Here is a 23,362-nt window from a genome sequence, read left to right on the forward strand (position 1 = left end):
CGGTAACCCGGGCCCACCGCCGACATCAGCGACTCCCGGGCACCGTGCAGCCGAGTTCCACCAGCTCGGCCGCACCCGCCTCGGCAGAACCCCCGCCCGCCAGCAGCAGGGTCCGGGCCCGCTGATACCGGCATTGCGCCGCCTCGAAAGCCGCCGCCACCGCCGGCAACAACTCGGAACTGCCCTCCGCGAGAGCAGCGGCACGATCGACGATCGCACCGGCCACCGGATCACCGGACACCACCGTCCGAGCCCGCATCAGATGATCGCGCGCCGACGGAACACCGGCCAGCACCGCGGATTCGGCCCGTAACGCGAAATACCAGTGCCGCCACACCCAAACGACCCGCTGATCCATATCATCCGGCTCGGCCGCCAACCGTGACAGCGCCTCGCCGGCACGCCCCTCGTGCAGCAACACCACCGCATCGAACACCGCGCTGTAGGCGACCTGCTGCTCACGTGTCACCCCCAGATCGGCGGCGACCGCCAGCCACTCGCCCCGCGCCGGCCCATCGCCGCGCAGACCGTGGACCATCGCTACCGCGGCCGCCGCCGGAGCAAGCGTCGGCGCCTGCGTACGCCCGGACAGGGTCCACGCGTCGCCGAACCGGCCCGCTGCCGCGAGCACCTCATCCACCCGGCCCGCCAGCGCATCCGCGACCAGCAGCCGCGACGTGGCGAAATCACCTCGCTCCGCCAGCAACGGCAACTCACGCAACTGCCCACCCCACCGTCGCGCGCCCACCAGATCACCGACACCGAGACACGAGTCGGCCGCCTCCGCGAGCGCGCTCACCCACTCCAGCGCACTCGCCGGCGTCACCGGCACCCCCACCAGCGACTCCACCCGACGTCTGGTCGTCGCAGCGGACGCGAACGTATCACCGGCCCACAACTGCGCCGCCGCGAGTGCGTCCAACGCCGCACTCCACACCAGCCGATCCCCGGTCCGCGCCGCCAACTCGACCGCACGCTCGGCCAGCCCCATCGGCTCGGCCGCACCCGACCCCGGCTCCGCGCGCCGCGGATCACCGGTATCGGCCAGCACCCCGCACTCGGCCAACGCCACCGCCGCCTCCGCGACAGCGTCCCCACCGGCCAACTCGCGTGCCCGCGACAGCAATTGCGCGGCCGCGTCCGTGGGCGGCGCCTCGGCGAACGTATCCGACATCCGATAGACCGTGATCGCGGCCGTCGCCAGATCTGCCGCTGCCCCGGCCACATCGCCGGAGTTCGAGGCGACCTCCGCGGCCGACCGGTACAGGTGGAACATGCCCGCGCCGTCCATCCGGCAGCCGGCCACCGCCGCGGCCGACCGCAACGCCGCGCCTGCCGCCGCCGGATCGGCGGCGAGCGCGGCAGCCTGCTCGTACCGGCGCTGGGACTCACCGACCAGATTCCGGGCGAAAGTCGTCTCGGCCAGCGACAACGCCAGCTCATGTGCGGTCTGCCGGTGCGCGGGTTGCTCTTCCGCCCAGGCCAGAGCCGCGCGCATATCGTCGGCTGCCGCATCGAATCCGGCTCGCCACACGCCCGTGGTATCCGGCAACTCCCGCGCCAGCGTCGCACCGGTCTCCGTACACCAGCGCAGATGCCGCGCGGACACCTCGGTGAGCTCACCGGCCGCATCGAGTTGCTCGGTCGCGTACTGCCGGATCGTGGTCAACACGCGATACCGGGTACCGGCCGCGGATATGACAGCGGTCAGCAGACTCTGCTCGGTGAGCCGTGCCAGCCCATCCGCGACCGCCGCCGGCTCCAACGGCCGATACCCGGCCACCCGGGCGGCATCGGCCGCGGTGAACGGTGCGACGAATACCGCGACCCGCCGGAGCAGACAACGATCCGGCTCCTCCAGCAGCGCCTGACTCCAATCCAGCATCGCCCGCATCGACCGATGCCGTTCATCGGCCCGGCGACCACCGACCAGCAGCCGCAGCGGATCGGCCAGACTCGCGGTGAGCCCGTCCAAACCGAGCGTGGGCAGCCGCGCGGCCGCGAGCTCGATCGCCAACGCCGAACCGTCCAGCCGCCGGCAGATCTCAGTGACCCGCTCCAACTGTTCTGGATCCACCGGCCAACCCAGCGCGGACGCCCTATCCGAGAAGAGTGCCACCGCGTCCGACCCGCCCGCCGCGGGCACGGCCGGCGCCCCGACCGACAGCGGGGGCACCAAGTACACCTGCTCGAACGGCACCAGCAGCCGGGCCCGGCTGGTGACGAGCACCGTCACACGTGGACACCGGGCCAGCAGCCGTTCGACAAACGGCGCCACGCCCTCCCGCAGATGCTCACAATTGTCGAGCACGAGCAGCACTTCCCGATCGGCGAGTGCGGTGAGCACCGAATCGTCGAGACTCCGGCCCTGCTGCTCACCCGACCCCAGCGCCCGCGCCACGGCCGCACCCGTCATCTCCGCATCGGTGACCGGGACGAGGTCCACGAACCACACACCGTCGGCGAACTCACCGGCCAGCTCCGCCGCGACCGCCAGAGCCAACCGGGTCTTACCGATCCCACCGGGACCGAGTGCCGTCACCTCACGATTCGCCAGCACGGCCGCGCGTAGCGCGGCGCGCTCCTGCGCACGGCCTATGAACGAGGTCAACGGCGAAGGCAGCAGCGAGGCGGTCTCGTTCGCACGTGCGGGCGAAGCGAAATCGGCCGCGCGGTCGGCGAGGACCCGCCGATCGGGGACACCGACCTTGCGCAAGAGCGAAGAGACATGTGTTTCCACAGTCCGTACCGAGATGAACAGCTGCGCGGCTATCTCGGCATTGCTGCGATGTTGCCCTACCAGGGCCAGGACTTCGGCCTCCCGGTCCGAGATCCCGCCGGCGACCTTCTGCTTCGACACGCCACCCATCTTCGCGCACTCACTCCGCACCGCTACGTGGGCATGGTTACGTGCCGACTCCGTGGTGCGTTCCGTGGTCGGCACGGATGTGCCGGGTTGCCACCCGCCCATAACGTAATTGCCATGGACGCGCCCCGAACGGTCCAGCCGAGAAATCGCCGACCGAGTGCCGGAGACGACCACCGGCTCTCGTTCGATCACCCGGCCGACATCCACCGACCCGACTCACCAGGAGTAACCATGAGCGCCGAAGCCACCTTCGGGATCAAGACCGTACTGCATCCCGTTTCCGATCTCGAGAAAGCCGAAGCGGTCTACACCGCACTGCTCGGAATTCGGCCCCAGACCAAGGGCACCTACTACATCGGCTTCGACACCGCCGGCGGCCAGCACATCGGACTGGTGCCCGGTGGCGGACCCCAGGGTATGACGGCCCCGGTGGCGTATTGGCACGTACCCGATATCGAAGCCAAACTCGCCGAGGTCACCACCGCGGGCGCCACTGTCCGCGAGCCCGTTCGCGATGTCGGTGCGGGCCGCCTGGTCGCCAGTGTCACCGATCTCGACGGCAATGTGCTGGGCCTGATCCAGGACAGCTGACCCACCGCCGGCCCGCATCCACCGACTACTTCATTCCGCCCCACCCGACACCTCCGAGGAGCAACCAGAAATGACCACGCAGAAGAAGACCACCCGCACCGCGACCGTCGCGTTCTCCGCCGAAGAGCGCGCCGCGATGAAGGAGCACGCCCAGGAGCTGAAGACCGCGGCGCGGCGCGGAGCCCGCGCCGCCAAGGCGGACGGCGAGCGCGATGTGCTCGCCAAGATCGCGGAGATGTCCGAGGACGACCGCGCCATGGCCGAACGGATCCACGCCCTTGTCAAAGCCAGCGCACCGGCGCTGTCCCCGAAGCTCTGGTACGGGATGCCGGCGTACGCCAAGGATGGCAAGGTCGTGTGCTTCTTCCAGAGCGCGGCGAAATTCAAGGCCCGGTACGCCACCCTCGGGTTCAACGACTCGGCCAATCTGGACGACGGAGCCCTGTGGCCGACCGCCTTCGCACTGACAAAGCTGAGCCCGGCCGACGAGAACCGGATCGGGGAACTCCTCGCCAAATCGGCGAGCTGAACTGTACGGGGCCTACCGGAGCCGGCCCGGGATGAGGGGCCGTCCACCCGAGCGAACATGTCGTCCGCTCGGGTGGACCCCCACTTCTGTGTGGTTTTGGTTTTGTCCGAGTTGTGAGGCGAGTTCATCGAGGAGTGTAAATTACATGTATAGATGCGCATATCTACGTATCTATCTTTGTCCGACAATGGCCGAGAGGTACGCCTATGCCGATGACTCCCGGGGCCGGTCGGGCAACCCGCGACGTACCGATCGATGTCTTCTGCGCTACGTAGAGTCGCCCCAACGAGGTCTTGCGGGCCGACTCCCCTACCCCACCGCGCAGGTCGCGCCCGACCGTGTCCAGGCCGCGTGAGAGCGGTTATCGTGGGCGAGGGCAGCAGCGGCGGCAGGTCGCCTCGGGAAGCGGGTCCTCCCGATCGTCGCCGGGCTACGCACTTTCCTTCCGGGCGTCGTATGCCCGGCGTGCCGCTTCGACCTTGTCCAGGTTGACCGACCACTCGGCCAGGGTCGCGAAAAGCGGCGCCAGGCTCCGGCCCAGTTCGCTGATCTCGTATTCGACCCGCGGTGGGACCCCGGGGTAGTAGGTACGCACGACGAGGCCGTCGCGTTCGAGCTGACGCAGCCGCTGGGTCATCACCTTCGGTGTGATGGTGGTGATCCGCCGCTCGAGTTCCACGAACCGCTGACGGCCGAATTCGTTGAGCGTCCAGAGAATCGGCGTGGTCCACCGACTGAACACGATATCCACCACGGGCGCTATCGGGCAGGCCAGTTCGGGATCCACACCGCTTATGTTCTCGATCACATTTCCCATACTTTCCCCTAGGTACCTACTAGCAACAGGAAAGTACCGTCGACTTGTCCGAAAGGCCAGTCGAGAACGGGAGTGACGAGATGATCGTGGTTACAGGAGCAACAGGGAATGTGGGGCGGCCGCTGGTGGAGGCGCTGGCCGCGGCCGGGGAACAGGTCACCGCCGTCTCGCGGAAGAAAGCGGAAGTACCGGCCGGAGTTCATTTCCGGCAGGCCGACCTGATCCACCCGGAGAGTATCGAGGACACGTTGCGTGGGGCGGACTCGCTGTTCTTGCTCACCGCAGCGGATTTCCTGGCCGGCGGCGATATCGATGCCGTCGTCGAGGTGGTACGCCGGGCGGGGATTCGGCGGGTGGTACTACTGTCCTCCCAAGGGGTCGGTACCGAACGCCACTCCCCTCATCTGGAGCGTGCGATCCTGCAGTCGGGCCTGGACTGGACCGTACTGCGGCCGGGAAACTTCGACTCCAACGCGCTGCAGTGGGCCCACAGTGTCCGTACCCGCCGCGAGATTGCCGCGCCATTCGGCGATATCGGCCTACCGGCCGTCGATCCCACCGATATCGCCCAGGTGGCCGCCCTCGCTCTGCGTGAACCGGGACACGAAGGAAAGATCTACACGCTCACCGGGCCCGTGATGATCACACCCAGGCAGCAGGCCGACGCGATCGCGGACCTACTGGGCGAGCCGGTGCGGTTCACCGAGCTGAGCCGCGCCCGGGCCCACGAACAGATGGTGCAGTACATGCCCGAGCCGGTGGTCGAAGCCACACTCGGAGTACTCGGTACGCCCACGGAAGCCGAACAGCGGGTCAGCCCCGATATCGAACGACTGCTGGGACGGCCGCCGCGCACCTTCACCGACTGGGCGGAACGCAATATCGCGGCATTCAGGTAAGGCCGCCGCTTGCGGACTGCGTGCCGGCATCGCGGAAAGGAAGACAATGCACGGTCGCGGAACTCGCGGCCGTGCACTTTCCGGGCGATGGCAACGCACGGAACGTCGAGGACGAACCCGGCGCCCGCACCTGGTCACTGCGCAATCCTCGACCACTGGAAAGCGATCTGCACCGGACCTTCCACGGGGCGGCGCCGACCGAGGGTTACCGGGAGGGCACGACGTCGGCCGCCTTGCCGACCACCACGAAGCAGGGCGGCCGGCACCTCCGCTCCCAGCAGCCGGGTAGTCACCGACGCAAAGCTGTGCCTGACATAGCGAGATACGCATATCTATATATCGGTAGGGTTTAGGCTGCACGACTGCTCGAGTGCTCGACAAACCACGCGAGAACACCGAGGTGCCGACAGCACGTGTCTTTCCGGCGGCCGCAGGGCCGGGTCGCCTGCTCCCCCTCCTAATCGGACCGCCGCTCCGGCAACCGGATACGCATCGTTCGGCCCGAATCCGGTGCCGCGTCGCTACTCTGGTGCGAGCGCCGCGAGACGGAGACCAACAGAGGACAGGAGACCGATCCGATGGGCCCGGTGAACCGTCGTCGATTTCTGACCACCAGCGCGGTAGCCGCCGGCGCCGTCCTTCTGGGAACGGGACATGCCGGTGCGCGCCCCGCTCCCCCGGTCGAGGTCGCCCCGTTGGATGCCGACTTCCTGTGGGGTGTCGCCTCCTCGGGATTCCAGTCCGAAGGGCATGCGCCGGACAGCAACTGGACGCGTTATATCGCGGCAGGGAAAACCGAGGACCCGTATCGCGACTCGGTCGATTTCTACTCGCGCTACCGATCCGATATCGCCCTCGCCGAACAGCTCGGAGTGCGCGCCTACCGGATCGGGATCGAATGGGCCCGGGTACAACCGCGTCCGGGTGAATGGGACGAGAACGGTTTCCGGTACTACGATGCCGTCATCAGCGCCATTCGCGCGGCGGGTATGCGCCCCATGCTCACCCTCGACCATTGGGTCTATCCCGGCTGGCAGGTCGATCGAGGCGGGTGGCGGCGCGCCGGGATGGTCGAGGACTGGCTGACCAACGCCGCCCGAGTCGTCGACCGCTACGCCCGGTACGAGCCGCTGTGGATCACCTTCAACGAACCGGCGGCCTACCTCATGAACGAGGTACGCCACGGCGGGATCGGTGTCACGGATATCCCGGCGATGCAGGACCGATTGGCCGACGCCCACAATGCGATCTACGACCACATCCACCGAGCGCAGCCGGGGGCGATGGTGAGCAGCAATGTCGCCTATATCCCCACCGCCGAGGATGCCGTGAACGGCGCGTTCATCAATCGGGTCGGCGCGAAACTGGACTACATCGGGATCGACTACTACTACGGGTTCTCCCCCGCCGACATCCTCGCCCGGATCCCCGACCCGAGCAAACTGTGGACACTGCCGCTGCAATCGGAGGGTATCTACTACGCGCTCGACCACTATGCGCGGCGATTCCCGGGCAAACCCCTCTACATAGTGGAGAACGGGATGCCTACCGAGAACGGCCGTCCGCGCGCGGACGGCTACACCCGCGCCGACCTCCTGCGCGACACCGCCTACTGGCTACAGCGCGCAGTGGCGGACGGCATGAATGTAATGGGGTACAACTACTGGAGCCTCACGGACAACTATGAATGGGGTTCATACACGCCGAGGTTCGGGCTGTACACCGTCGACGTGCTCGGTGACCCCGCCCTCACCCGCCGGCCCACAGACGCCGTGGCAGCCTACTCGGCTATCACCCGACGCGGCGGAGTCCCCGGCGATTACCGGCCGACCCGGGCCCCGGCCACCTGTTCGATCGTGGACGGACCCGCCGGCTGCATCGATCCGGTCACTGTGCCGCGCTGATCCGCATACGGCGCTCTGGCCGGCGGAGGCGTATGCGTCGCCGGGTGATACAACCGGACGCTCCGGGCCGCCCCGGTGTTCCGTCCGGTTTCGCTGCCGACTCTGTCGTCCCGGGCGCGTGCGCAGCCGAGCCGGCGCGGAGAAACCCGGAAGGGACGCCGGGTGTGGTCACCGAGATCACCGGCGCCCGGTCCCGGCACACGCCCGGCCGCGACCGTGGTGGTGTCCCGAGTCGACCCGGCCGCCGTCGCTGCCCCGCAGTCCTGAACCCGACGTGGTCCTGTGTCCCGTTCGGCGCGGGCCGGTGCGATGCCGGGGTGGGCGGGTCGTGCGAGACTGGCCGGGTGAACGGGGAGAAGGAAGTCCGCACCGACCGTACTCGCTCCACTGGCGCCACGCGGCCTCCCGATCGGGGGGACGTGTTCGGGTCCGGCGTATTGTGGCTGGCCAAATGGGCGGTATGCGTGGTCGCGATCGCGGCCGGCGCCTGGGTCCTGGGGTTCCTGGCGGCCAGGCTGTGGGTGGTTCTGCTGCCGGTGCTGCTGGCGATCGTGGTATCCACGGTGCTCTGGCCGCCCACCCGCCTGCTGGTGAAAGCCGGGTTGCCGCCGGCCGCGGCGGCCTCGCTCACGCTGATCGGTTTCATCGGCCTGCTGGCGGGCGGTATCGCGTTGATCGTGCCCTCGGTGGTGGATCAGGTGCCCGAACTCTCCGACAAGGCCACCACGGGTATCAACACGGTCAGGGACTGGCTACAGGGCCCGCCGCTCAACATCCGGGACGAACAGCTGAACTCGGCCGTCGACGCGGTGGTGTCGCGGGTGCAGTCCAGTGCCGAACAGATCGCCTCCGGTGTCTTCACCGGAGTCAGCACCGCCACCTCCGTCCTGGTCACCATATTCCTGGTGCTGATCCTCAGCTTCTTTTTCGTCAAGGACGGACCGAAATTCGTCCCGTGGATGCACAAGTTCACCGGCGGGCGCAGCGGCCGGCACTTCGAGGAAGTGCTGGTGCGGGTCTGGGATGTGCTCGGCGGATTCATCCGCACCCAGGCGCTGGTCAGTTTTATCGACGCGTTCTTCATCGGGCTCGGGCTGGTGCTGCTCGGTGTGCCGCTGTGGGGGGTGCTCACCGCACTGACGTTCCTGGGTGGCTTCATTCCCATGGTGGGCGCGTTCGTGGCCGGCGCGCTGGCGGTGCTGGTGGCGCTGGTCGGCAACGGGTTCACCACCGCCCTCATCGTGCTGGTCATCATCATCGCGGTCCAGCAGCTCGAGGGCAATGTGCTGCAACCGGTACTGCAGAGCCGCACCATGAAACTGCATGCGGTCGTGGTCCTGCTGGCGGTCACCGGGGGTGGCACCCTGTACGGCATCACCGGGGCGTTCCTGGCGGTGCCGGTGGTCGCCGTGGTGGCGGTCGTGGTCCGCTACATCAGTGAACAGATCGATGTCGCCGTGGCCGAATCGAACCCGGCCCAGGACGCGGCGGAATCGGATGTGGATACCGAGAAGTCGGCGGAACCCGGACGGTAACAGCCGGGCTCGAGCTGTCCTGGACTGCGGTTCAGGCCACGCCGAGCAGGGTTTCCAGCCCGGCGATATGGGTTTCGAAGACCTGCGTGCGGTCACCGAAGGTGTCCGCACCATACATATCGAAGACATCGAAGCTCACGGCGCCGAACAGGGCACACCAGACGGTGAGCCCGCGCGCGAGCACCCAGTCCGGCACCTCGAGCCCGAATTCGGTCCGAATCCGGACGAAGTCGGCGGCGAGTGGTCCGGTGAGCGGCGGCCGGTCCGCGGCCGGGGGCACGAGCAGTCCGCGGTGATGGGCCGCGGCGAAAAGCTCCATCAGTGTCACGATCACCCGGGTGCCCGGGGCGACCGTGCGCTCCGCCGGTGCCGCGTATCCGGGGACCGGAGTGCCGAACAGCAGGCCGTACCAGGCGGGTTCCTCGACCGCCCAGGCGCGGATGGCGCGCGCGGCGACCCGGAACCGTTCGATCGGGTCATCGGGCGCGACGGCGAGCGCGGCGTCCACGGCATCGCCGAGCGCGTCGTATCCGTCGACCACCAGCAGGGTCAGCAGTTCGTCCCGGCTGCGGACGTAGCGGTAGACCGCGGAGGAGACCACTCCCAGGTCGCGTGCCACCGCGCGTAAGGACAGGGCGGCCGCGCCCTCGGTGGCAAGATGTTCGCGCGCGATCCGCTTGATATCGATCATCGTCTGGGCCCGGGCCCGGGCACGGGGGGTGGTCATAGGACCACCCTGTCCAATTAAGAGAGCACTGTCAACAGTAGTGAGCATCGCTCCCGTTCATCTGTGTTAATGTTACCGCAAGTCACTGCTGATCATCCGAATCCAAGGAGAAGTCTTATGTCCGAGGCGGCCACGGATTTCGATGTCCTCATCGTCGGTTCCGGGTTCGGTGGCAGTGTCACCGCCCTGCGGCTGATCGAGAAGGGTTACACGGTCGGAGTGCTGGAAGCAGGCCGCCGCTACGCCGACGACGAACTTCCCAAGACCAGCTGGGATCTGCGCAAATTCCTGTGGGCGCCGAAACTCGGTTGTTACGGCATCCAGCGCATCCATCCCCTGCGTAATGTGCTCATCCTCGGCGGTGCCGGGGTCGGCGGTGGATCACTCAACTACGCCAACACCCTCTATGTACCGCCGGAACCGTTCTTCCAGGATCCGCAGTGGCGCGATATCACCGACTGGCGCGGCGAACTCACGCCCTACTACGAGCAGGCCAAGCGCATGCTCGGCGTGGTGCAGAACCCTCATATGACACCGGCCGACGAAGTCTTCAAACAGGTTGCCGAGGATATGGGCGTCGGCGACACCTTCGTTCGGACCCCCGTCGGCGTGTTCTTCGGCGAGCCCGGCGAGACCGTGGAGGACCCCTATTTCGGCGGCGTCGGCCCGGCCCGTACCGGGTGCCTGGAGTGCGGCGACTGCATGGTCGGATGCAAGTTCGGGGCGAAGAACACCCTCGTCAAGAACTACCTGTACCTGGCCGAACAGGCCGGAGCGCAGGTGGTGCCGATGACAACGGTGACCGAACTGCGCCCGCAACCCGACGGGAGCTGGGTGGTCTCGGCGCAGCGCACCGGTGCCTGGGTGCGTAAACAGCGCACCACCTACACCGCCCGCCAGGTCGTGGTCGCCGCCGGCACCCTCGGCACTCAGCGCCTCCTGCACGAGATGCGGGACCGGCGGGTACTCCCGGAGCTGTCCGACCGGCTCGGCCTGCTCACCCGCACCAACTCCGAATCGATCGTCGGCGCCGCCACCAAGAAGCTCGCGCCCGGGCAGGACTTCACCCGGGGCGTCGCGATCACCTCGTCGATCCACCCCACCCCCGACACCCATATCGAGCCGGTGCGATACGGGCGGGGTTCCAACGCAATGGGCTTGCTGCAGACGCTGATGGTCGACGGCGGCGGCCGGATTCCGCGGTGGCTGCGGTTCCTGGGTACCGCGCTGCGTCACCCTCTGCTGCTGATCAGCTTCCTGAGCGTCCGCAACTGGAGCGAACGGACCATCATCTCGCTGGTGATGCAGCACCTGGACAACTCCATCACCACCTACACCACGCGTGGACTCTTCGGCCGCAAACTGACCAGCAAACAGGGGCACGGCGAGCCGAACCCGACCTGGATCCCGGCGGGCAACGAGGCCACCCGCCGGGTCGCCGAGCATATCGGCGGGACCGCGGGCGGTACCTGGGGCGAAGTGTTCAATATCCCGCTCACCGCGCATTTCCTCGGCGGCGCCGCGATCGGGGCCGACCGTGAGACCGGGGTGATCGACGCGTACCACCGGGTCTTCGGGTATCCGACACTGAGCGTGGTGGACGGAGCCGCGGTCTCGGCGAACCTCGGGGTCAATCCGTCGCTGACCATCACCGCGCAGGCCGAGCGCGCGGCCGCGTATTGGCCGAACAAGGGTGAGCAGGATCCCCGGCCCCCACAGGACGCGCCGTACCGCCGGATCGCCCCGGTGGCACCGAAGTCCCCGGTGGTCCCCGAATCCGCGCCGGGCGCGCTGCGGTTGCCGATCACACCGGTGACCGATCCGGCCGCGAGCTGAGCGGGCCGCCTCAGCCTTTGAAGTAGACCAACTGATGGCTGGTCGCCAGCAGGGTGCCGTCGTGACCCCACAGGTGCGCGATCTGATCGAAGTGGCCGTGCCCGAAGCGGTTCGCGCGGGCGCGGCCCAGCAGATATTCGGTACCCTGGGCGACCAGTTCTTCGGCGGTGGCGTGGAAGTACACGGTGAGCGAAATCGTTCCGGCCGGGAGATAGCGTCCGCGGCGCAGGAAAACGCGGGGATAGAACGCATCCGACATGGCGGTGAGCGAGGCGAAATCCAACGGTCGGGCCGGTGTATCACGTAGCCACAGGGTGCTCACCGAATCCGGATTCTCCGGAATCTCGGTGGTCGGCTCGATATCGGGGATGGCGCCGGCGACGAACCGTAGGTCGTAGTTACGACCCCAGGCGATGAAATCCGGGAAGATCTGCGGCACCACTTCCTCGGCGTCGGGCCCCGGCACCGCCGGCATGCTCAGCTCGAGATCCGACCAGGTGTCGCGACGGATGCCGAATACCGCGGTCGCGGTGGTGGTGACCGTGCCGTCCTGGGTGAGTTCGAGCTGCCAGTGCTGATTCGTGCGATTGGTGCGCACCGGCCGCGCGGTGATCTCGAACGGCCCGTCGGCTATCGGCCCCGCGTAGTTGACTGTCAGCGACAGCGGATCACCCACCCGCTCGGGGTGCCGTTCGACCGCGCGCAAAAGCGCCGCCGCGGTGACGCCGCCGAACGGACCGACCATATTGGCGTAATCGGGGCAGGTGTGACCGGCCAGCTGGTGCGCGTCGGTGTATTCCACGGCAATGGCCGTATCGAAGGGATGGGTCGGCGCGTCGATCCCGGTCACGAATCCTCCAGAAGAATCGGGCCGCTGACGCGGCATAACGATAATAAGTATGACAACATACATAGCAATCACGCGGCAAGAGGGAGCAGCGCATGCCACGACCGAAGGATCCCGACGGGCCTCGGGCGGCCATGATCGACAGCGCGATATCGCTGATCCGGCGGCGCGGAGTCGCGGCCGTGTCGTTCACCGATGTACTCCAGGCCAGTGGCGCACCGCGCGGATCGGTGTACCACCACTTCCCCGGCGGCCGGGCCCAGCTGATGACCGAGGCCACCGAGGCCGCGAGCAGCCGGGTGACCAAGGGGGTCACCCGAGCGCTGACGGCGCCGCAGACCGCGACAGCCCTACGCTCACTCGCCGATATGCTGGCCCGCGGGCTGGACAAGCACGATTACGCGCTCGGGTGCCCGATCGCCGCCGCCGCACTCGGCAACGAACCCGGCGCCGTCGCCGCCGCCGGATCGGCATTCGAGACGTTGCGCGAACTGGTCGCCGCCAAGCTCGTCGAGGACGGGGCCCGGCCGGAGCGGGCCCGCTCCGTCGCGCTACTGGTCATCAGCGCGCTGGAGGGTGCGCTGATCATCGCCCGCACCGAACGCGGTCCGGCCGCGCTGGACACGGTGGTCGAGGAGTTGAGCGAGATCTGCCGGGCCGCGGTCGGCGATCGGTAGCGCGTTCACTCCACCGCGCGGGTCTTGATGGCGTCGCGCGAGATGAACACGTCGTATTCGCCGGGCGTCGCGATCACCGCGTTGCCGTAGGCCGACCGGACGAACGGCGAGGTGAACCAGCGGTTTTCGCTCATATCCTCGAAGAAGTCGCGGTCCCCGCCGTTGAGGAAGATGTGGTTCTGCGTGGTGGCCACCCCGTCGAGCCGCTGCCCGTACAGCCGCGACACCTTGTACCCGGAATGGAAACCGAGGGCATTGACCCACGGTTGCAGCTCCACCAACTGCGCTTGCAGTACCCACATATCGCCCTCGACCCGGTGTGTACTGCGCTCGGTGGTGCCGCCGTCGGTGTCGAACAGTGTCAGTTGCACCTCGAGTTGATGCTCCGCGCCGGAGACCGGGGCCACCACCACGTGCGCCGCCCGGACCTCCCCGGTCAGGCCGAGGTAGGTCTGGACGAGTGTGGCGATCCACAGCACCAGCGCCGCGGCGGCCAGAAGTAGCGCGCCACCGGCGCCCCGTGCGATCAGGGCCCGCGGCCCCCGCTTGCGCAATGCGAACAACGCCGAAACCAGCAGGGCCACACCGAGGATGATCGCGAGGATCGAACCGGCTTGCAGCACCCCGAAATCCACCGGGTAACTCATGCGCCGGTTATACCCCGGTGGCGCGCGAAGTCACCCGCGAACGAGCTTTTCCGATCGATTCGTACGCTGCGGCGAAGACGCCTCGCGTGCGGCTCCGTTCTCGTATGTTTGCGGGTACACGAGATCGGAAGGTGCGAAGGTGACAGAAGTCAGTGCGGACTATGTGATCGTCGGGTCGGGATCGGCGGGAGCCGTACTCGCGAACCGGCTCAGCGCGGACCCGGGCCGCTCGGTGATCCTGCTGGAGGCCGGCCCCGCCGACAAGGACAAATTCATCCACATACCGGCCGCCTTCGCCAAACTGTTCCGTACCCCCTACGACTGGGACTACCTCACCGAACCCCAGCCCCAGCTCGACGATCGGCAGATCTACTGGCCCCGCGGCAAGACCTTCGGCGGCTCGTCCTCACTCAACGCCCAGATGTGGGTGCGCGGTTTCCGCGCCGACTACGAGGAGTGGTCGGTCGCCGGAGGTCCGGAGTGGGGCTTCGACCGGGCGGTCGAGCAGTTCCGTTCGATCGAGAACGTCGAGGGTGCGACCGACCCCGACCACGGCACCGGCGGGCCCCTGCACATCTCTCACCAGCGCAGCCCGCGCCCGTCGACCGCCGCCTATCTGCGCGCCGTGGCCGAACGCGGTTTCCCGGTCGAGGAACCGAACCTGTCCGAACCGCAGGGTTTCACCCAGACCATGGTCACCCAGCACAAGGGACGGCGCTGGAGCGCCGCCGACGCGTATCTGCGACCGGCGCTGAAGCGACGCAATCTCGACGTGTACCCGGAGGCCACCGCCACCCGGGTATTGTTCGACGGCGACCGGGCCGTCGGTGTCGAGTACTCGCGTGGCGGCCGGATCGAGAAGGTGACGGCCCGTATCGAGGTCGTACTCTGCGGCGGCGCGATCAACAGCCCGCAACTGCTCATGCTCTCGGGTATCGGCGATCGCGCCGAACTCGAACGCCACGGGATCACCGTCCGCCACCACGCGCCCGAGGTCGGCGCCAACCTGCAGGATCATCTCGTCACCGGACTCGGTTACGGGGTGGACACCGATTCGCTGTTCGACGCCGAGAAACCGGCCCAGCTGATCAATTACCTGTTGCGCCATCGCGGCATGCTCACCTCCAACGTCGGTGAAGCGTACGGATTCGTTCGCAGCCGGCCCGAGCTGGAACACCCCGACCTCGAGTTGGTCTACGCACCCGCGCCGTTCTACCACGAAGGCCTGATCGAGCCGACCGCCCACGGCGTCATCCTGGCGACCGTCCTGGTGCGCCCGCACAGTCGCGGCACGATCACACTGTCCTCCGGCGATCCGCTGGCCAAGCCGGTGATCGATCCGAAGTACCTCTCCGACGAACAGGGCATCGACCGGGCGGCGTTGATGACCGGCCTGCGGTACTGCGCCGAGATCGCCGATACCGCCGCCATGCGGGAGGTACTGGGCCCGCTCTGCTATCCGCCGGATGCGCCTGCCGACGGAGCGTCGGAAGCCACTCGCGCGCTCACACTCAACCGCTATTCGCACACTCTCTACCATCCGGCCGGCACCTGCCGGATGGGCTCGGACGCGAACAGTGTGGTGGACCCGCAACTGCGGGTGCGCGGCGTACGGGGTCTGCGGGTCGCCGACGCGTCGATCATGCCGGTGCTGATACGGGGGCACACCCACGCGCCCAGTATGTTCATCGGGGCCCAGGCGGCCGACTTCCTCATCCGCGACTAGACCGCGGTGCCACCGGCCCGGACGCGGTACGGGGCCGGTGGCAACCGGGTCGCCCGGGCCCACCGGGTGACCTGAGCGGTGGCCACCCGGTGGGCGTCCTGCCGCCGCGCGCGGATGAGGGGACACAGGCCGTGAGGCGGACGACCCGTGCTGATCCGCGGCGGCCGCGTGTGCTCCGAGCCGACCGGTGGAGTCGGGCCGGCCGGACTGGCGAGCACACCCGTCTATCCCCCGGTCACAACTTGCCGCCGCCACCGATCAGCCACGGATTGAATGTGCATTGCAGCGCCGGGAACCGGGCGGGGTCGAGTGCGTGCAGCGCGATGGACAGCGCCCGCGGGGAGTACATCACCGTCAGATGATCCGAGAGATCCTGTTCGCAGCCGTCCTGCAGAGTGATGTTTCGGACTGTCGCGCCGGGGCCCGCGCGCAGGAAGGTCAGATCGTAGGGGGTGGTCACCTCGTCGTAGCGGGTGCCCACGACGGTGTAGTCCACCCCCGGCACCGTATCGCCGCCGGCGTTGAGTTCGTTCACGAAATCCGAGCCGACCGTCTGCTGGATACCGGAATGGCCGACGAATATCTCGATGAACCCGAGGATATCGATACCGAAGTTGTTGATGGCCCGGCCCAGCGCCCCGATCCCGTCGAGGGTGGTGCCGTGATGGGTGGCGCCGAAGGTGATCAGCTTGTCCACCTTGTCCGCCCCACCCTCGAACTTGGTGTACCAGTTGGCCATCGAGCCGCCTTGCGAATGGGCGATCACATCGACCTCCGGCGCCCCCGTCGCCGCGAGGACCCGGTCCACGAATACGGCCAGCTGTTTCGCCGAATCCTGGATGTAACCGGTGCCCATGGTGCCGGGCAGCACCGACCCGACACCGCCGCCCTGGATGAAGTTCGAGCGACCGTAGTTGAAGGTGAAGGTGCACAAGCCCGCATCCTTCAGCGGCTGCCCCATGAACGCGAACCCGTTGTAGGCGTTCATCCAGGTGCCGTGAACGAGCAGGACCGGATGCGGATGCTCGGCGGTCGGTTTGCAATTCCAGTCGTTGGCACCCGGAGGTGCCGCGTCACCATGGGCAAGCCCATAACCGAAGGCGGCCAGCCACGCGGTCTGCGACGGTCCGTAACCGACCGTATCGGAGGCGTATCCGCCCGACAGGCCCGAGCTGCTGCCCGATCCGCCGTAACAGTCGCCGGACCCGTTACCGGATCCGGCCCCGCTGCCGGAGTTACAGGCCGAGCCGCTGGCGCTTCCGGAGCCGGCTACCGGCGCACCGGTGCGGCCGGCCGCGATATAGGCGGCGAGATCCTGTTCGGTCGGCGCGACCACAGGCTCGGCCTGGGCGGCCGTACCGGCGAGTCCGCAGACGAGCACTGTGGCGGCCAGCAACACCGCCGACCGCAGCCGGGCAGGGTTCAGTTTTGTCATCGAGGACCTTCCTGGAGCACATTACTGTCCGATTCGCCTGACGCCCTGTTTCCCGGCAGGCGAGCTGCGCTGACAGTACGGGCGCCGAATCCATTTGCGGCCCTGCGCAATCAGGAACTGGGGAGCTCACGAATCGCAGAGAGCGGATTTGGCGCCCGTCACAGAGCAAGTGCTCCGGGTTCCAGGCGAGATGCTCCTACGACGACCGGGAATCGACGGACTCGGCCGTAATCGGTCCGGAAAAAACCGGTGCGGAACTGTGAACTGTCCTATCGAACAAACAAAGAACCGCGCGGCGGATCCGTTTATTCGGATCGAGCGATTCTCTCGGCTCGATTCGCCCGGAGCGTTCCCCATCCGCCGCACTCGCCGACTCCGCGCGTCATCGCCGTCCAGCCCGCGGCCTCGGCACCCGCGCCGCCGGGACCAAAGATCACCGGCCACCGCGGCCGTCAACGCCGCCTTCCCGTGAACAGGCCGGTAGCAGCCCGCCGTCGAATCAGCCGTACCCACCGGACCAGTGGGTACGGGTGCTCGGCGGCGTACGCCCGGCCGCACGGTGCCGGGACCGCGCTCATGCGCTCGACCGGCACCGCGGTCTTAATCGATCGGCACCGGCGGTACCCGGGTGGCGGCAGCACCGAGGCCACCGCGAGAGCCGGTCCGCCTGTCTGCCCGGGAATTCCGCGGATCGCGGCGATTCACGAACCCTGCGGCAATTCGAGAGCGGCGCTCAAGGTCGGCCAACTGCGATGCAATTGCACTTCGAAATCCGGCCAGGAATGCATCCCTTCGGGCAGATACTCCACCACGGCTGGAATGTCGAGTTCGGAGAGACGGGTGGCAAATCTTTGCGTACACAGATGGGCGCCCGCTTCCAGCAGCGAGCCGCCGCCGAGCAGAACCGCCAGAATTTCCGGGCTGTCACCGATCGACATGAGCGCGGCGTTACTGGGCGAACCGCTGGCCACCGAAACATAGATCCGGGTGCCCCGCAATTTGTCCGCGCCGAGCAGACTGTCGTGGGCGAGCCACTCCGGCGAGGTGGGCGGTCCGAACAAATTCTCCGGATTACCGCCGCGCGAGGCCACCGTCATGGTCGTCACCGCACGGCCGAGCTGGTCGGAGGTGGAATAGCAGCCGCTCATCCCTGCGACGCCCCGGTAGAGACCCTGGTGGCGCTGGGTCAGCATCATCGCCGCCTGCGCACCCATGGAAACGCCGGCGATCGCCCGGATTCTGCTCGAGCCCAAGTACTCTTCGACGATGGGTGGTAGTTCCTCGGTGAGGAAGGTCTCCCAGCGGTTCAGGCCCAGCGCGGCGTCCACCCGGATCCAATCGGCATACATACTGGCCGTGCCCCCGGTGGTCAGCACCACATCGACCGGTTTGTCGGCGAAGAACTCGGCCGCGCCGCCCTTGGTCAGCCAGCCCGAGGTCGGGCCTCCGTCCACACCGTCGAGCAGATACAGCGTGGGCCGGGGCGCCGGACCGGAGCCGATCAAGGTGTCGATCGCGATCTCGCGGCCCATGGCCGCCGAGCGGATGTGCAACCGGATCCGCCGATCGTCGAGCACCTGCACGCGCAGCAATCGGCCGCCGGACTCCTGTGCGCTCGGAACCGGAGCGGGCGCCGGAGGCGGTGAATCCCCCGAGGGGGCCGCAGCGGCAGGTGCCACCGCGGCGGCGACCATACTCAGCACGGCCAGGGCGGCCAGGATCGAAACCCGTGCTCTCATCTCATACCTCGCAGTCACGCTCCCACACCCGGGTCACCCATCACGCGGCTCCTGGTGTGCCCGGACGGGCGCGCGAGGCGGCCGCGGCGACCGGACGTGGCAGCCGATGTACCCGCATGGCGTCGGCCACCGTGCCGTCCTGTTCGGCGGCCGCGTCGTCGGTTATCCGGTACAGACCGGGTGGCCGGCCGCCGGCACGGAGCCGGTCCAGTAGGTCATGGGTGCGTCCCGCCAGTTCCGGGATCTCCGCGGTGGTGCCTGCGGCGACCGTCGCCGTGGGTCGCACCTCCGCGGCCTCGGCCACCAACTGCAACACCTCTGTGCTCATCAGGCCCGCCGCGGTGCGGCCACTCGGACCGGATCGGTACGTGTCCAACGGGATCAGCACAGTGCCACCGTCGGCACGCAGCAGCGACAGCGAACGCGACCCCAGCGGAGTGCCCAGCGCGGCCTGCACCCGGCGCAGTTTCCGGCGTGCCGCCGAGACCGCCTCCGGGCCGCCCGCTCGTTCCTCGGCGTGCGGCGGAAGCGCCAGCGCCACCACCTGATAGGCCGGCGCCACCCGGAAGCCGGACCGTTTCGCCAGCGCGGCCACCCCGTGCCCGCTCAGCAAGGCGGCCACCATGGTTTGCGCCGAGGTCTGGTGTTCCCGGGCGACGACCCGGTGCTCGTCCAGATACGCCGCCGCGGCGGCGGTGGTCGCCACCTCCACCACCCGGACCAGCAAACGGGCACCGTCTACCATCGCCTCGGCGCGCAGCGCTGCAGTGGCGATCCGCTCGGCGAGGAATTCCAATGCGTCCCGGGCACATTCGTGACAGGCGGTGAGCACCGTTTCCAGCGCCACCCCTTCCCGCGCCCAGCGCACCGCCGCTGTCACGACCGCCGGTGGCGCGGCGGCGGGAGCGGCGGGTTCGGGGGCGAGGACTTCGGCGATATCGGCGAGACACCGCCGCACCGTCGTGACCATATCCGCGGTTGCGCCGAATCGATCGGGGCGCCGCAGATGCGCCACGAGTTCGGCTTCCAGGTCCGCGCTCCTGGAATCGGCTCTACTGCCCACCATAACTACCGGACAGTAACCTGCTTCTGCGGCCGATCGATATGTTCTACCGGGACTCCGGAGAGTTCATCAGTGACCGGCCAACGGTTTGGGTTCGATCACAAGACGGTAACGAGGTACCTCTCGGCAGTTCGCTGCTCGGGCAATTCGGCGCGAAGGCACAGCGATCCCTTCCGGCCCCCGGAGCGGTCAGCGATCAGCGCCACCCTGTTCCCGGCGCGCCGGCTGGTCCATGATCCGTGGCTGGCGCCGGCGCAGGGCCGTCAACAGGCCCGGCGTGTATTCGGGTGGAGCCGCGTGCACCGACAGCTGATTGGCGACCGCGCGATAGGCGTCCAGGTCGGCTTGCTTGTCGAGGTAGAGAGCGCCCGTGAGCTGTTGCAGATAGACGATATCGGGTAGATCGGCCTCGGCGAACCGGAGATAGGTGAACGCCCCGTCGGCGAGCGCCGGACCGCCCACATGGTCGGCCAGGATCTGCACCGTGATGTGCGGCCGGCGGGCCGCGGCGAGCAGCCGGTCGATCTGCGCGCCCCATACCCTCGAGCCACCGATACGTCGGGTCAGGGCGGCTTCCTCCACGATCAGCCACAGATGCGGCGGATGCGGTCGATCGAGAATGTGCTGGCGGCGCATCCGCAGCGCGACCCGGCGTTCGATCGCGTCCTCCGGCTCCCCCGGATGCGCCAGGGTCAGCAGGGCGCGCGCATAGTCCGGGGTTTGTAGTAGCTCCGGCACGGTACGCGGTTCGTAACAACGGATCACCTGGGCGGCCTGCTCGAGCCCCAGGTACATATCGAACCATTTGGGCAACCAGTCGTTGTCCCGGTGCCACCACCCGGAGGTATTGGCCTGGCGAGCGAGTTCTTGGAACGCGTCGAGCTCCTCGGTGTCGGTGACCCCGTACAGCTCGAGCAGATCCACCAGATCACGTTCGCGGATGCTGGTGCGCCCGAGCTCGAGCCGGCTGATCTTCGAATCCGAACCGCGGATATGGTCACCCGCCTGTTCCCGGGACAACCCGCTGGCCTCACGCAGCCGCCGTAACCGGCCACCGAGCACCATCCGCAGCACTGTCGGCCCGCCGTCGGCCGCGGCTCGCGCCGTGAACCCCGGGGCGGCCGAGGTCTCCGCCTCCACTGCCGATCGCATTCCAGATGCACCCATTATTCGAGTTTCGCATGGGAGCGGTACCGGAGACCAAACGAAACAGCCGTGGCGTGAACGACATTCGCCGGAGAGGGATCTACGGTCGGCTACGCCGAGCCGGGCGGCTGCGGCGCGGCTCATACACGCGATCCCCGCTACGGGGGCGCGACTGCGCGAGCGTGTCCCGGTGGTGAACCACCCCGACCTTCGTGGGCTGCGTGCTGTGAATTCCCCAGAGCGGCAACCCGGAACATGTTCTCAGCAATGGTGCGGACCTACTGTGGCACACAACGGCGCCGACGGGGACGCCTGGAAGGAGACGCGGATCTTGGACGCCACGACACCGGCCACAGCCGAACGCGACGACATCTCCCGCGACCACCTCACCCGCCGGGTCACGGTCTACTTCGACGGCACCGCCGCGGGTAACGCCCTCGTTCTGGAGTACGCGGCGACCAATGCCGAAGCCTGGGAATTCACCTCCGCCGCATGGCACGCGGGACTCACCGTGACGGTGGACAACAAGATCAGGCCCGGCCTACGCCGGCTCCCGTGCCACAGCCTCTGGCGCTGAGCGGCCGGCCGTGCGCGGGGGGCGTATCCCCGCACGCGCCACACTCGCCGGCGGATCCCCGCCACGGCGGCGCGACCCTCTAGGCTCGGAGACAGCCGGCGCGACGGGCGGGCCGGCTCCGAGGCGCAGGAGCGAGTATGCCGATCGAATGCGCGGCCCGCGCGGCCGGCGTATTGGCGATCCTCTCGGCCCTGGCCACGACCGGATGCGTGAGTTCGAACTCCGATGCCGGGTCCGACCGCGCACCCGCGGCCACCACTACCACGATCGCGGCCCCGGCGACCGCCATCACCCACACTCCCCGCCCCACTCCCACCATCGATCCGTACGCCGGGCAAGCCCTGATCGACCATGTGGAATGGACCGAGAACGCCGACGGCCCACGCCTGAGGGTCCACCCGACACAGGCGGGCCGTGACACCACCTTTCCCGGCTCCGACCTCCGTGCCTGGCGAGAGATCCGTACCGCCGATCCGGCCGCGGACAGCCCGGGAATGTGGGATCAGTTCCGCTGCCACTGGGAGTGGGCACGCCTGATCGCGCCGGACAAACCCACCTGGAATCTCGAGCCCTGGCGGCCACCGGTGGGTTACGACGCGACCGTCGACGCCGCCTGCAATCCCGGCGGACCCGAACGCTGACCACGAAAGGACCCGTATGCGCATCGTCATCGCCGGTGGACACGGCAAGATCGCCCTCCTGCTCGCCGAACTCCTCACCGGCCGGGGCCACAGCGTCATCGCGTTGATCCGCAACTCCGCCCATGCGCCGGAGGTGTACGCGACCGGCGCCGAATCCGTGGTCCTGGATCTGGAGCAGGCGGTGGTGACCGACCTGGCGGCGACCGTCCAGGGTGCGGACGCGGTCGTTTTCGCGGCCGGCGCCGGTCCGGGCAGCGGGGTGGCCCGCAAGTACACCGTCGATCGCGACGGCTCGGTCCTGCTGGCCGAAGCCGCCGAACGAATGCGGACCCGTCGCTTCCTGCAAATCTCGGCGATGGGTGCGGGTCTGGCCCCGGCCGCCGGCACCGACGAGGTGTGGGCCGCCTATATCGACGCCAAAACCCAGGCCGAGGACGATCTGCGCGGCCGCGACCTGGATTGGACCATCCTGCGACCCGGACGGCTGCTCGACTCCCCCGGCACCGGTGCGGTCACCCTGGCGCCACCGCGGCTCGACCGTGGGGATATTTCGCGCGCGGATGTGGCCGCGGTACTCGCCGCGCTACTCGGAGCCGACCATACCGCCGGCCGCACCTTGGAACTGGTCGCGGGCAGCACACCGATCGAGGCCGCTGTTGCCGCGCTGGCACGCTGATCCGGTATCGAAAACCTTGTGCGCACAAGAATCGATCGTGCAGATGTACTTGCATTTGAAAGCACCAGCGACCTAGACTCTTCCCACACCGCTATACAGGGGAGAACAAGGGGAGGCCGCGTGAGTGAGCCGACGACACCATTCGCCAGTGGTTCACTGCCGCGCCCGAGGAAGAGTCCGACGGATCCGACCCGATTCGCAACTACTCCAGCAAGGATCGATCCCGCCCCGATCGGCAAGCCGGCGAACGGTATTGATATGACAACATTCGGCCTCCACAGCGGCCACCCGCTAGGCGATTCGACGCGCGAAACCGCCGTGGAATTCGTGATTGATGCAATCGAATCCACCGGCGCGGCGACTCGTGACGATTTCGATATCGATCAGATCGTCAGCACCGCTCACGCATTGGCGGACGACTGGGATTTCCGGTCATTGCGGCCGGATACCTTCTGGCGCGTCGCGTCGACCTTCATCCGGG

The 23,362-nt window shown here is 68.0% G+C and carries 21 protein-coding genes; 12 read left to right on the top strand and 9 right to left on the bottom strand.

The annotated features are described in order from the left end of the window. Positions 1-25: 25 nt before the first annotated feature. The gene (locus NS4_RS02880; protein ID WP_245665012.1) at positions 26-2,860 is read right to left on the bottom strand and encodes an ATP-binding protein; all 2,835 of its coding nucleotides are present in this window, start codon (positions 2,858-2,860) and stop codon (positions 26-28) included. Positions 2,861-3,100: 240 nt separating this feature from the next. Between NS4_RS02880 and NS4_RS02885 the strand changes: the two genes are divergently transcribed. Both NS4_RS02885 and NS4_RS02890 read left to right on the top strand, forming a co-directional pair. Then, the gene (locus tag NS4_RS02885) at positions 3,101-3,460 is read left to right on the top strand and encodes a VOC family protein (RefSeq protein ID WP_063057859.1); all 360 of its coding nucleotides are present in this window, start codon (positions 3,101-3,103) and stop codon (positions 3,458-3,460) included. A gap of 70 nt (positions 3,461-3,530) precedes the next feature. Beyond that, the gene (locus tag NS4_RS02890) at positions 3,531-3,989 is read left to right on the top strand and encodes an iron chaperone (RefSeq protein WP_063057860.1); all 459 of its coding nucleotides are present in this window, start codon (positions 3,531-3,533) and stop codon (positions 3,987-3,989) included. Between the two features lie 430 nt (positions 3,990-4,419). Here NS4_RS02890 and NS4_RS02895 read toward each other — a convergent pair whose 3' ends face one another. Further along, positions 4,420-4,797 carry a winged helix-turn-helix transcriptional regulator gene (locus NS4_RS02895; protein ID WP_245665014.1) on the bottom strand — a complete coding sequence of 126 codons (378 nt, stop codon included), beginning with the start codon at positions 4,795-4,797 and terminating at the stop codon, positions 4,420-4,422. Positions 4,798-4,886: 89 nt separating this feature from the next. Between NS4_RS02895 and NS4_RS02900 the strand changes: the two genes are divergently transcribed. The 3 genes from NS4_RS02900 to NS4_RS02910 all read left to right on the top strand — a co-directional run bounded on the left by NS4_RS02900 (position 4,887) and on the right by NS4_RS02910 (position 9,144). Then, positions 4,887-5,705, top strand: coding sequence for an NAD(P)H-binding protein (locus NS4_RS02900; protein WP_063057861.1), 819 nt, complete (start codon positions 4,887-4,889; stop codon positions 5,703-5,705). A gap of 578 nt (positions 5,706-6,283) precedes the next feature. Next, positions 6,284-7,609 carry a family 1 glycosylhydrolase gene (locus tag NS4_RS02905; RefSeq protein WP_063057862.1) on the top strand — a complete coding sequence of 442 codons (1,326 nt, stop codon included), beginning with the start codon at positions 6,284-6,286 and terminating at the stop codon, positions 7,607-7,609. 344 nt (positions 7,610-7,953) lie between these two features. Continuing rightward, a complete protein-coding gene (locus NS4_RS02910; RefSeq protein ID WP_439955753.1) occupies positions 7,954-9,144 on the top strand; it encodes an AI-2E family transporter in 1,191 nt (396 codons plus the stop codon). 31 nt (positions 9,145-9,175) lie between these two features. Here the strand turns inward: NS4_RS02910 and NS4_RS02915 are convergent, their stop codons facing one another. Next, positions 9,176-9,871: a TetR/AcrR family transcriptional regulator gene (locus NS4_RS02915; protein WP_063057864.1), complete on the bottom strand. Its 696-nt coding sequence runs from the start codon at positions 9,869-9,871 to the stop codon at positions 9,176-9,178. Between the two features lie 117 nt (positions 9,872-9,988). Between NS4_RS02915 and NS4_RS02920 the strand changes: the two genes are divergently transcribed. Continuing rightward, on the top strand, positions 9,989-11,707 hold the full coding sequence (locus NS4_RS02920) for a GMC family oxidoreductase N-terminal domain-containing protein (protein ID WP_063057865.1): 1,719 nt from the start codon (positions 9,989-9,991) through the stop codon (positions 11,705-11,707). A 10-nt stretch (positions 11,708-11,717) separates the two neighbouring features. Here the strand turns inward: NS4_RS02920 and NS4_RS02925 are convergent, their stop codons facing one another. Next, on the bottom strand, positions 11,718-12,557 hold the full coding sequence (locus tag NS4_RS02925; RefSeq protein WP_063057866.1) for an acyl-CoA thioesterase: 840 nt from the start codon (positions 12,555-12,557) through the stop codon (positions 11,718-11,720). Positions 12,558-12,649: 92 nt separating this feature from the next. Here NS4_RS02925 and NS4_RS02930 point away from each other — a divergent pair, with 92 nt between their 5' ends. Continuing rightward, a complete protein-coding gene (locus NS4_RS02930; protein WP_084486572.1) occupies positions 12,650-13,231 on the top strand; it encodes a TetR/AcrR family transcriptional regulator in 582 nt (193 codons plus the stop codon). 5 nt (positions 13,232-13,236) lie between these two features. On the opposite strand, the gene NS4_RS02935 is transcribed toward NS4_RS02930, so the two are convergent. Beyond that, positions 13,237-13,878, bottom strand: coding sequence for a hypothetical protein (locus NS4_RS02935; RefSeq protein WP_063057868.1), 642 nt, complete (start codon positions 13,876-13,878; stop codon positions 13,237-13,239). A 139-nt stretch (positions 13,879-14,017) separates the two neighbouring features. On the opposite strand from NS4_RS02935, the gene NS4_RS02940 reads away from it, so the two are divergent. Next, entirely contained in the window at positions 14,018-15,604 is a 1,587-nt protein-coding gene (locus NS4_RS02940) for a GMC family oxidoreductase (RefSeq protein WP_063057869.1), read from the top strand. A 235-nt stretch (positions 15,605-15,839) separates the two neighbouring features. Here the strand turns inward: NS4_RS02940 and NS4_RS02950 are convergent, their stop codons facing one another. The 4 genes from NS4_RS02950 to NS4_RS02965 form a co-directional block, all read right to left on the bottom strand. Next, positions 15,840-17,039 carry an esterase/lipase family protein gene (locus NS4_RS02950; protein ID WP_063057871.1) on the bottom strand — a complete coding sequence of 400 codons (1,200 nt, stop codon included), beginning with the start codon at positions 17,037-17,039 and terminating at the stop codon, positions 15,840-15,842. A gap of 701 nt (positions 17,040-17,740) precedes the next feature. Beyond that, complete coding sequence (locus NS4_RS02955; protein ID WP_063057872.1) at positions 17,741-18,778, bottom strand: alpha/beta hydrolase; 1,038 nt, start codon at positions 18,776-18,778, stop codon at positions 17,741-17,743. A gap of 40 nt (positions 18,779-18,818) precedes the next feature. Further along, the gene (locus tag NS4_RS33615; RefSeq protein ID WP_063057873.1) at positions 18,819-19,844 is read right to left on the bottom strand and encodes an RsbRD N-terminal domain-containing protein; all 1,026 of its coding nucleotides are present in this window, start codon (positions 19,842-19,844) and stop codon (positions 18,819-18,821) included. Between the two features lie 186 nt (positions 19,845-20,030). Then, entirely contained in the window at positions 20,031-20,993 is a 963-nt protein-coding gene (locus NS4_RS02965) for a Sco1979 family transcriptional regulator (RefSeq protein WP_084486576.1), read from the bottom strand. Between the two features lie 277 nt (positions 20,994-21,270). Here NS4_RS02965 and NS4_RS02970 point away from each other — a divergent pair, with 277 nt between their 5' ends. The 4 genes from NS4_RS02970 to NS4_RS33185 all read left to right on the top strand — a co-directional run. Continuing rightward, complete coding sequence (locus NS4_RS02970; RefSeq protein WP_245665018.1) at positions 21,271-21,564, top strand: hypothetical protein; 294 nt, start codon at positions 21,271-21,273, stop codon at positions 21,562-21,564. Between the two features lie 137 nt (positions 21,565-21,701). Further along, positions 21,702-22,205, top strand: a complete 504-nt coding sequence (locus NS4_RS02975) for a DUF2599 domain-containing protein (RefSeq protein WP_063057874.1) — start codon at positions 21,702-21,704, stop codon at positions 22,203-22,205. A 16-nt stretch (positions 22,206-22,221) separates the two neighbouring features. Continuing rightward, positions 22,222-22,881, top strand: a complete 660-nt coding sequence (locus NS4_RS02980) for an NAD(P)H-binding protein (RefSeq protein ID WP_063057875.1) — start codon at positions 22,222-22,224, stop codon at positions 22,879-22,881. 120 nt (positions 22,882-23,001) lie between these two features. After that, a partial coding sequence (locus NS4_RS33185) for a hypothetical protein (protein ID WP_245665020.1) occupies positions 23,002-23,362 on the top strand: 361 nt, incomplete at its 3' end.

This window comes from Nocardia sienata NBRC 100364, from assembly GCF_001613205.1.
Taxonomy (GTDB): domain Bacteria; phylum Actinomycetota; class Actinomycetes; order Mycobacteriales; family Mycobacteriaceae; genus Nocardia; species Nocardia sienata.

Bases quoted from the DNA above. Each gene is read 5' to 3' on its own strand.
- NS4_RS02885 (WP_063057859.1), top strand. From the start codon at position 3,101: ATGAGCGCCGAAGCCACCTTCGGGATCAAGACCGTACTGCATCCCGTT.
- NS4_RS02890 (WP_063057860.1), top strand. From the start codon at position 3,531: ATGACCACGCAGAAGAAGACCACCCGCACCGCGACCGTCGCGTTCTCC.
- NS4_RS02935 (WP_063057868.1), bottom strand. From the start codon at position 13,878: ATGAGTTACCCGGTGGATTTCGGGGTGCTGCAAGCCGGTTCGATCCTC.
- NS4_RS02930 (WP_084486572.1), top strand. From the start codon at position 12,650: ATGCCACGACCGAAGGATCCCGACGGGCCTCGGGCGGCCATGATCGAC.
- NS4_RS02950 (WP_063057871.1), bottom strand. From the start codon at position 17,039: ATGACAAAACTGAACCCTGCCCGGCTGCGGTCGGCGGTGTTGCTGGCC.
- NS4_RS02905 (WP_063057862.1), top strand. From the start codon at position 6,284: ATGGGCCCGGTGAACCGTCGTCGATTTCTGACCACCAGCGCGGTAGCC.
- NS4_RS02920 (WP_063057865.1), top strand. From the start codon at position 9,989: ATGTCCGAGGCGGCCACGGATTTCGATGTCCTCATCGTCGGTTCCGGG.
- NS4_RS02900 (WP_063057861.1), top strand. From the start codon at position 4,887: ATGATCGTGGTTACAGGAGCAACAGGGAATGTGGGGCGGCCGCTGGTG.
- NS4_RS02955 (WP_063057872.1), bottom strand. From the start codon at position 18,778: ATGAGAGCACGGGTTTCGATCCTGGCCGCCCTGGCCGTGCTGAGTATG.
- NS4_RS02975 (WP_063057874.1), top strand. From the start codon at position 21,702: ATGCCGATCGAATGCGCGGCCCGCGCGGCCGGCGTATTGGCGATCCTC.
- NS4_RS33615 (WP_063057873.1), bottom strand. From the start codon at position 19,844: ATGGTGGGCAGTAGAGCCGATTCCAGGAGCGCGGACCTGGAAGCCGAA.
- NS4_RS02980 (WP_063057875.1), top strand. From the start codon at position 22,222: ATGCGCATCGTCATCGCCGGTGGACACGGCAAGATCGCCCTCCTGCTC.
- NS4_RS02965 (WP_084486576.1), bottom strand. From the start codon at position 20,993: ATGCGATCGGCAGTGGAGGCGGAGACCTCGGCCGCCCCGGGGTTCACG.
- NS4_RS02915 (WP_063057864.1), bottom strand. From the start codon at position 9,871: ATGACCACCCCCCGTGCCCGGGCCCGGGCCCAGACGATGATCGATATC.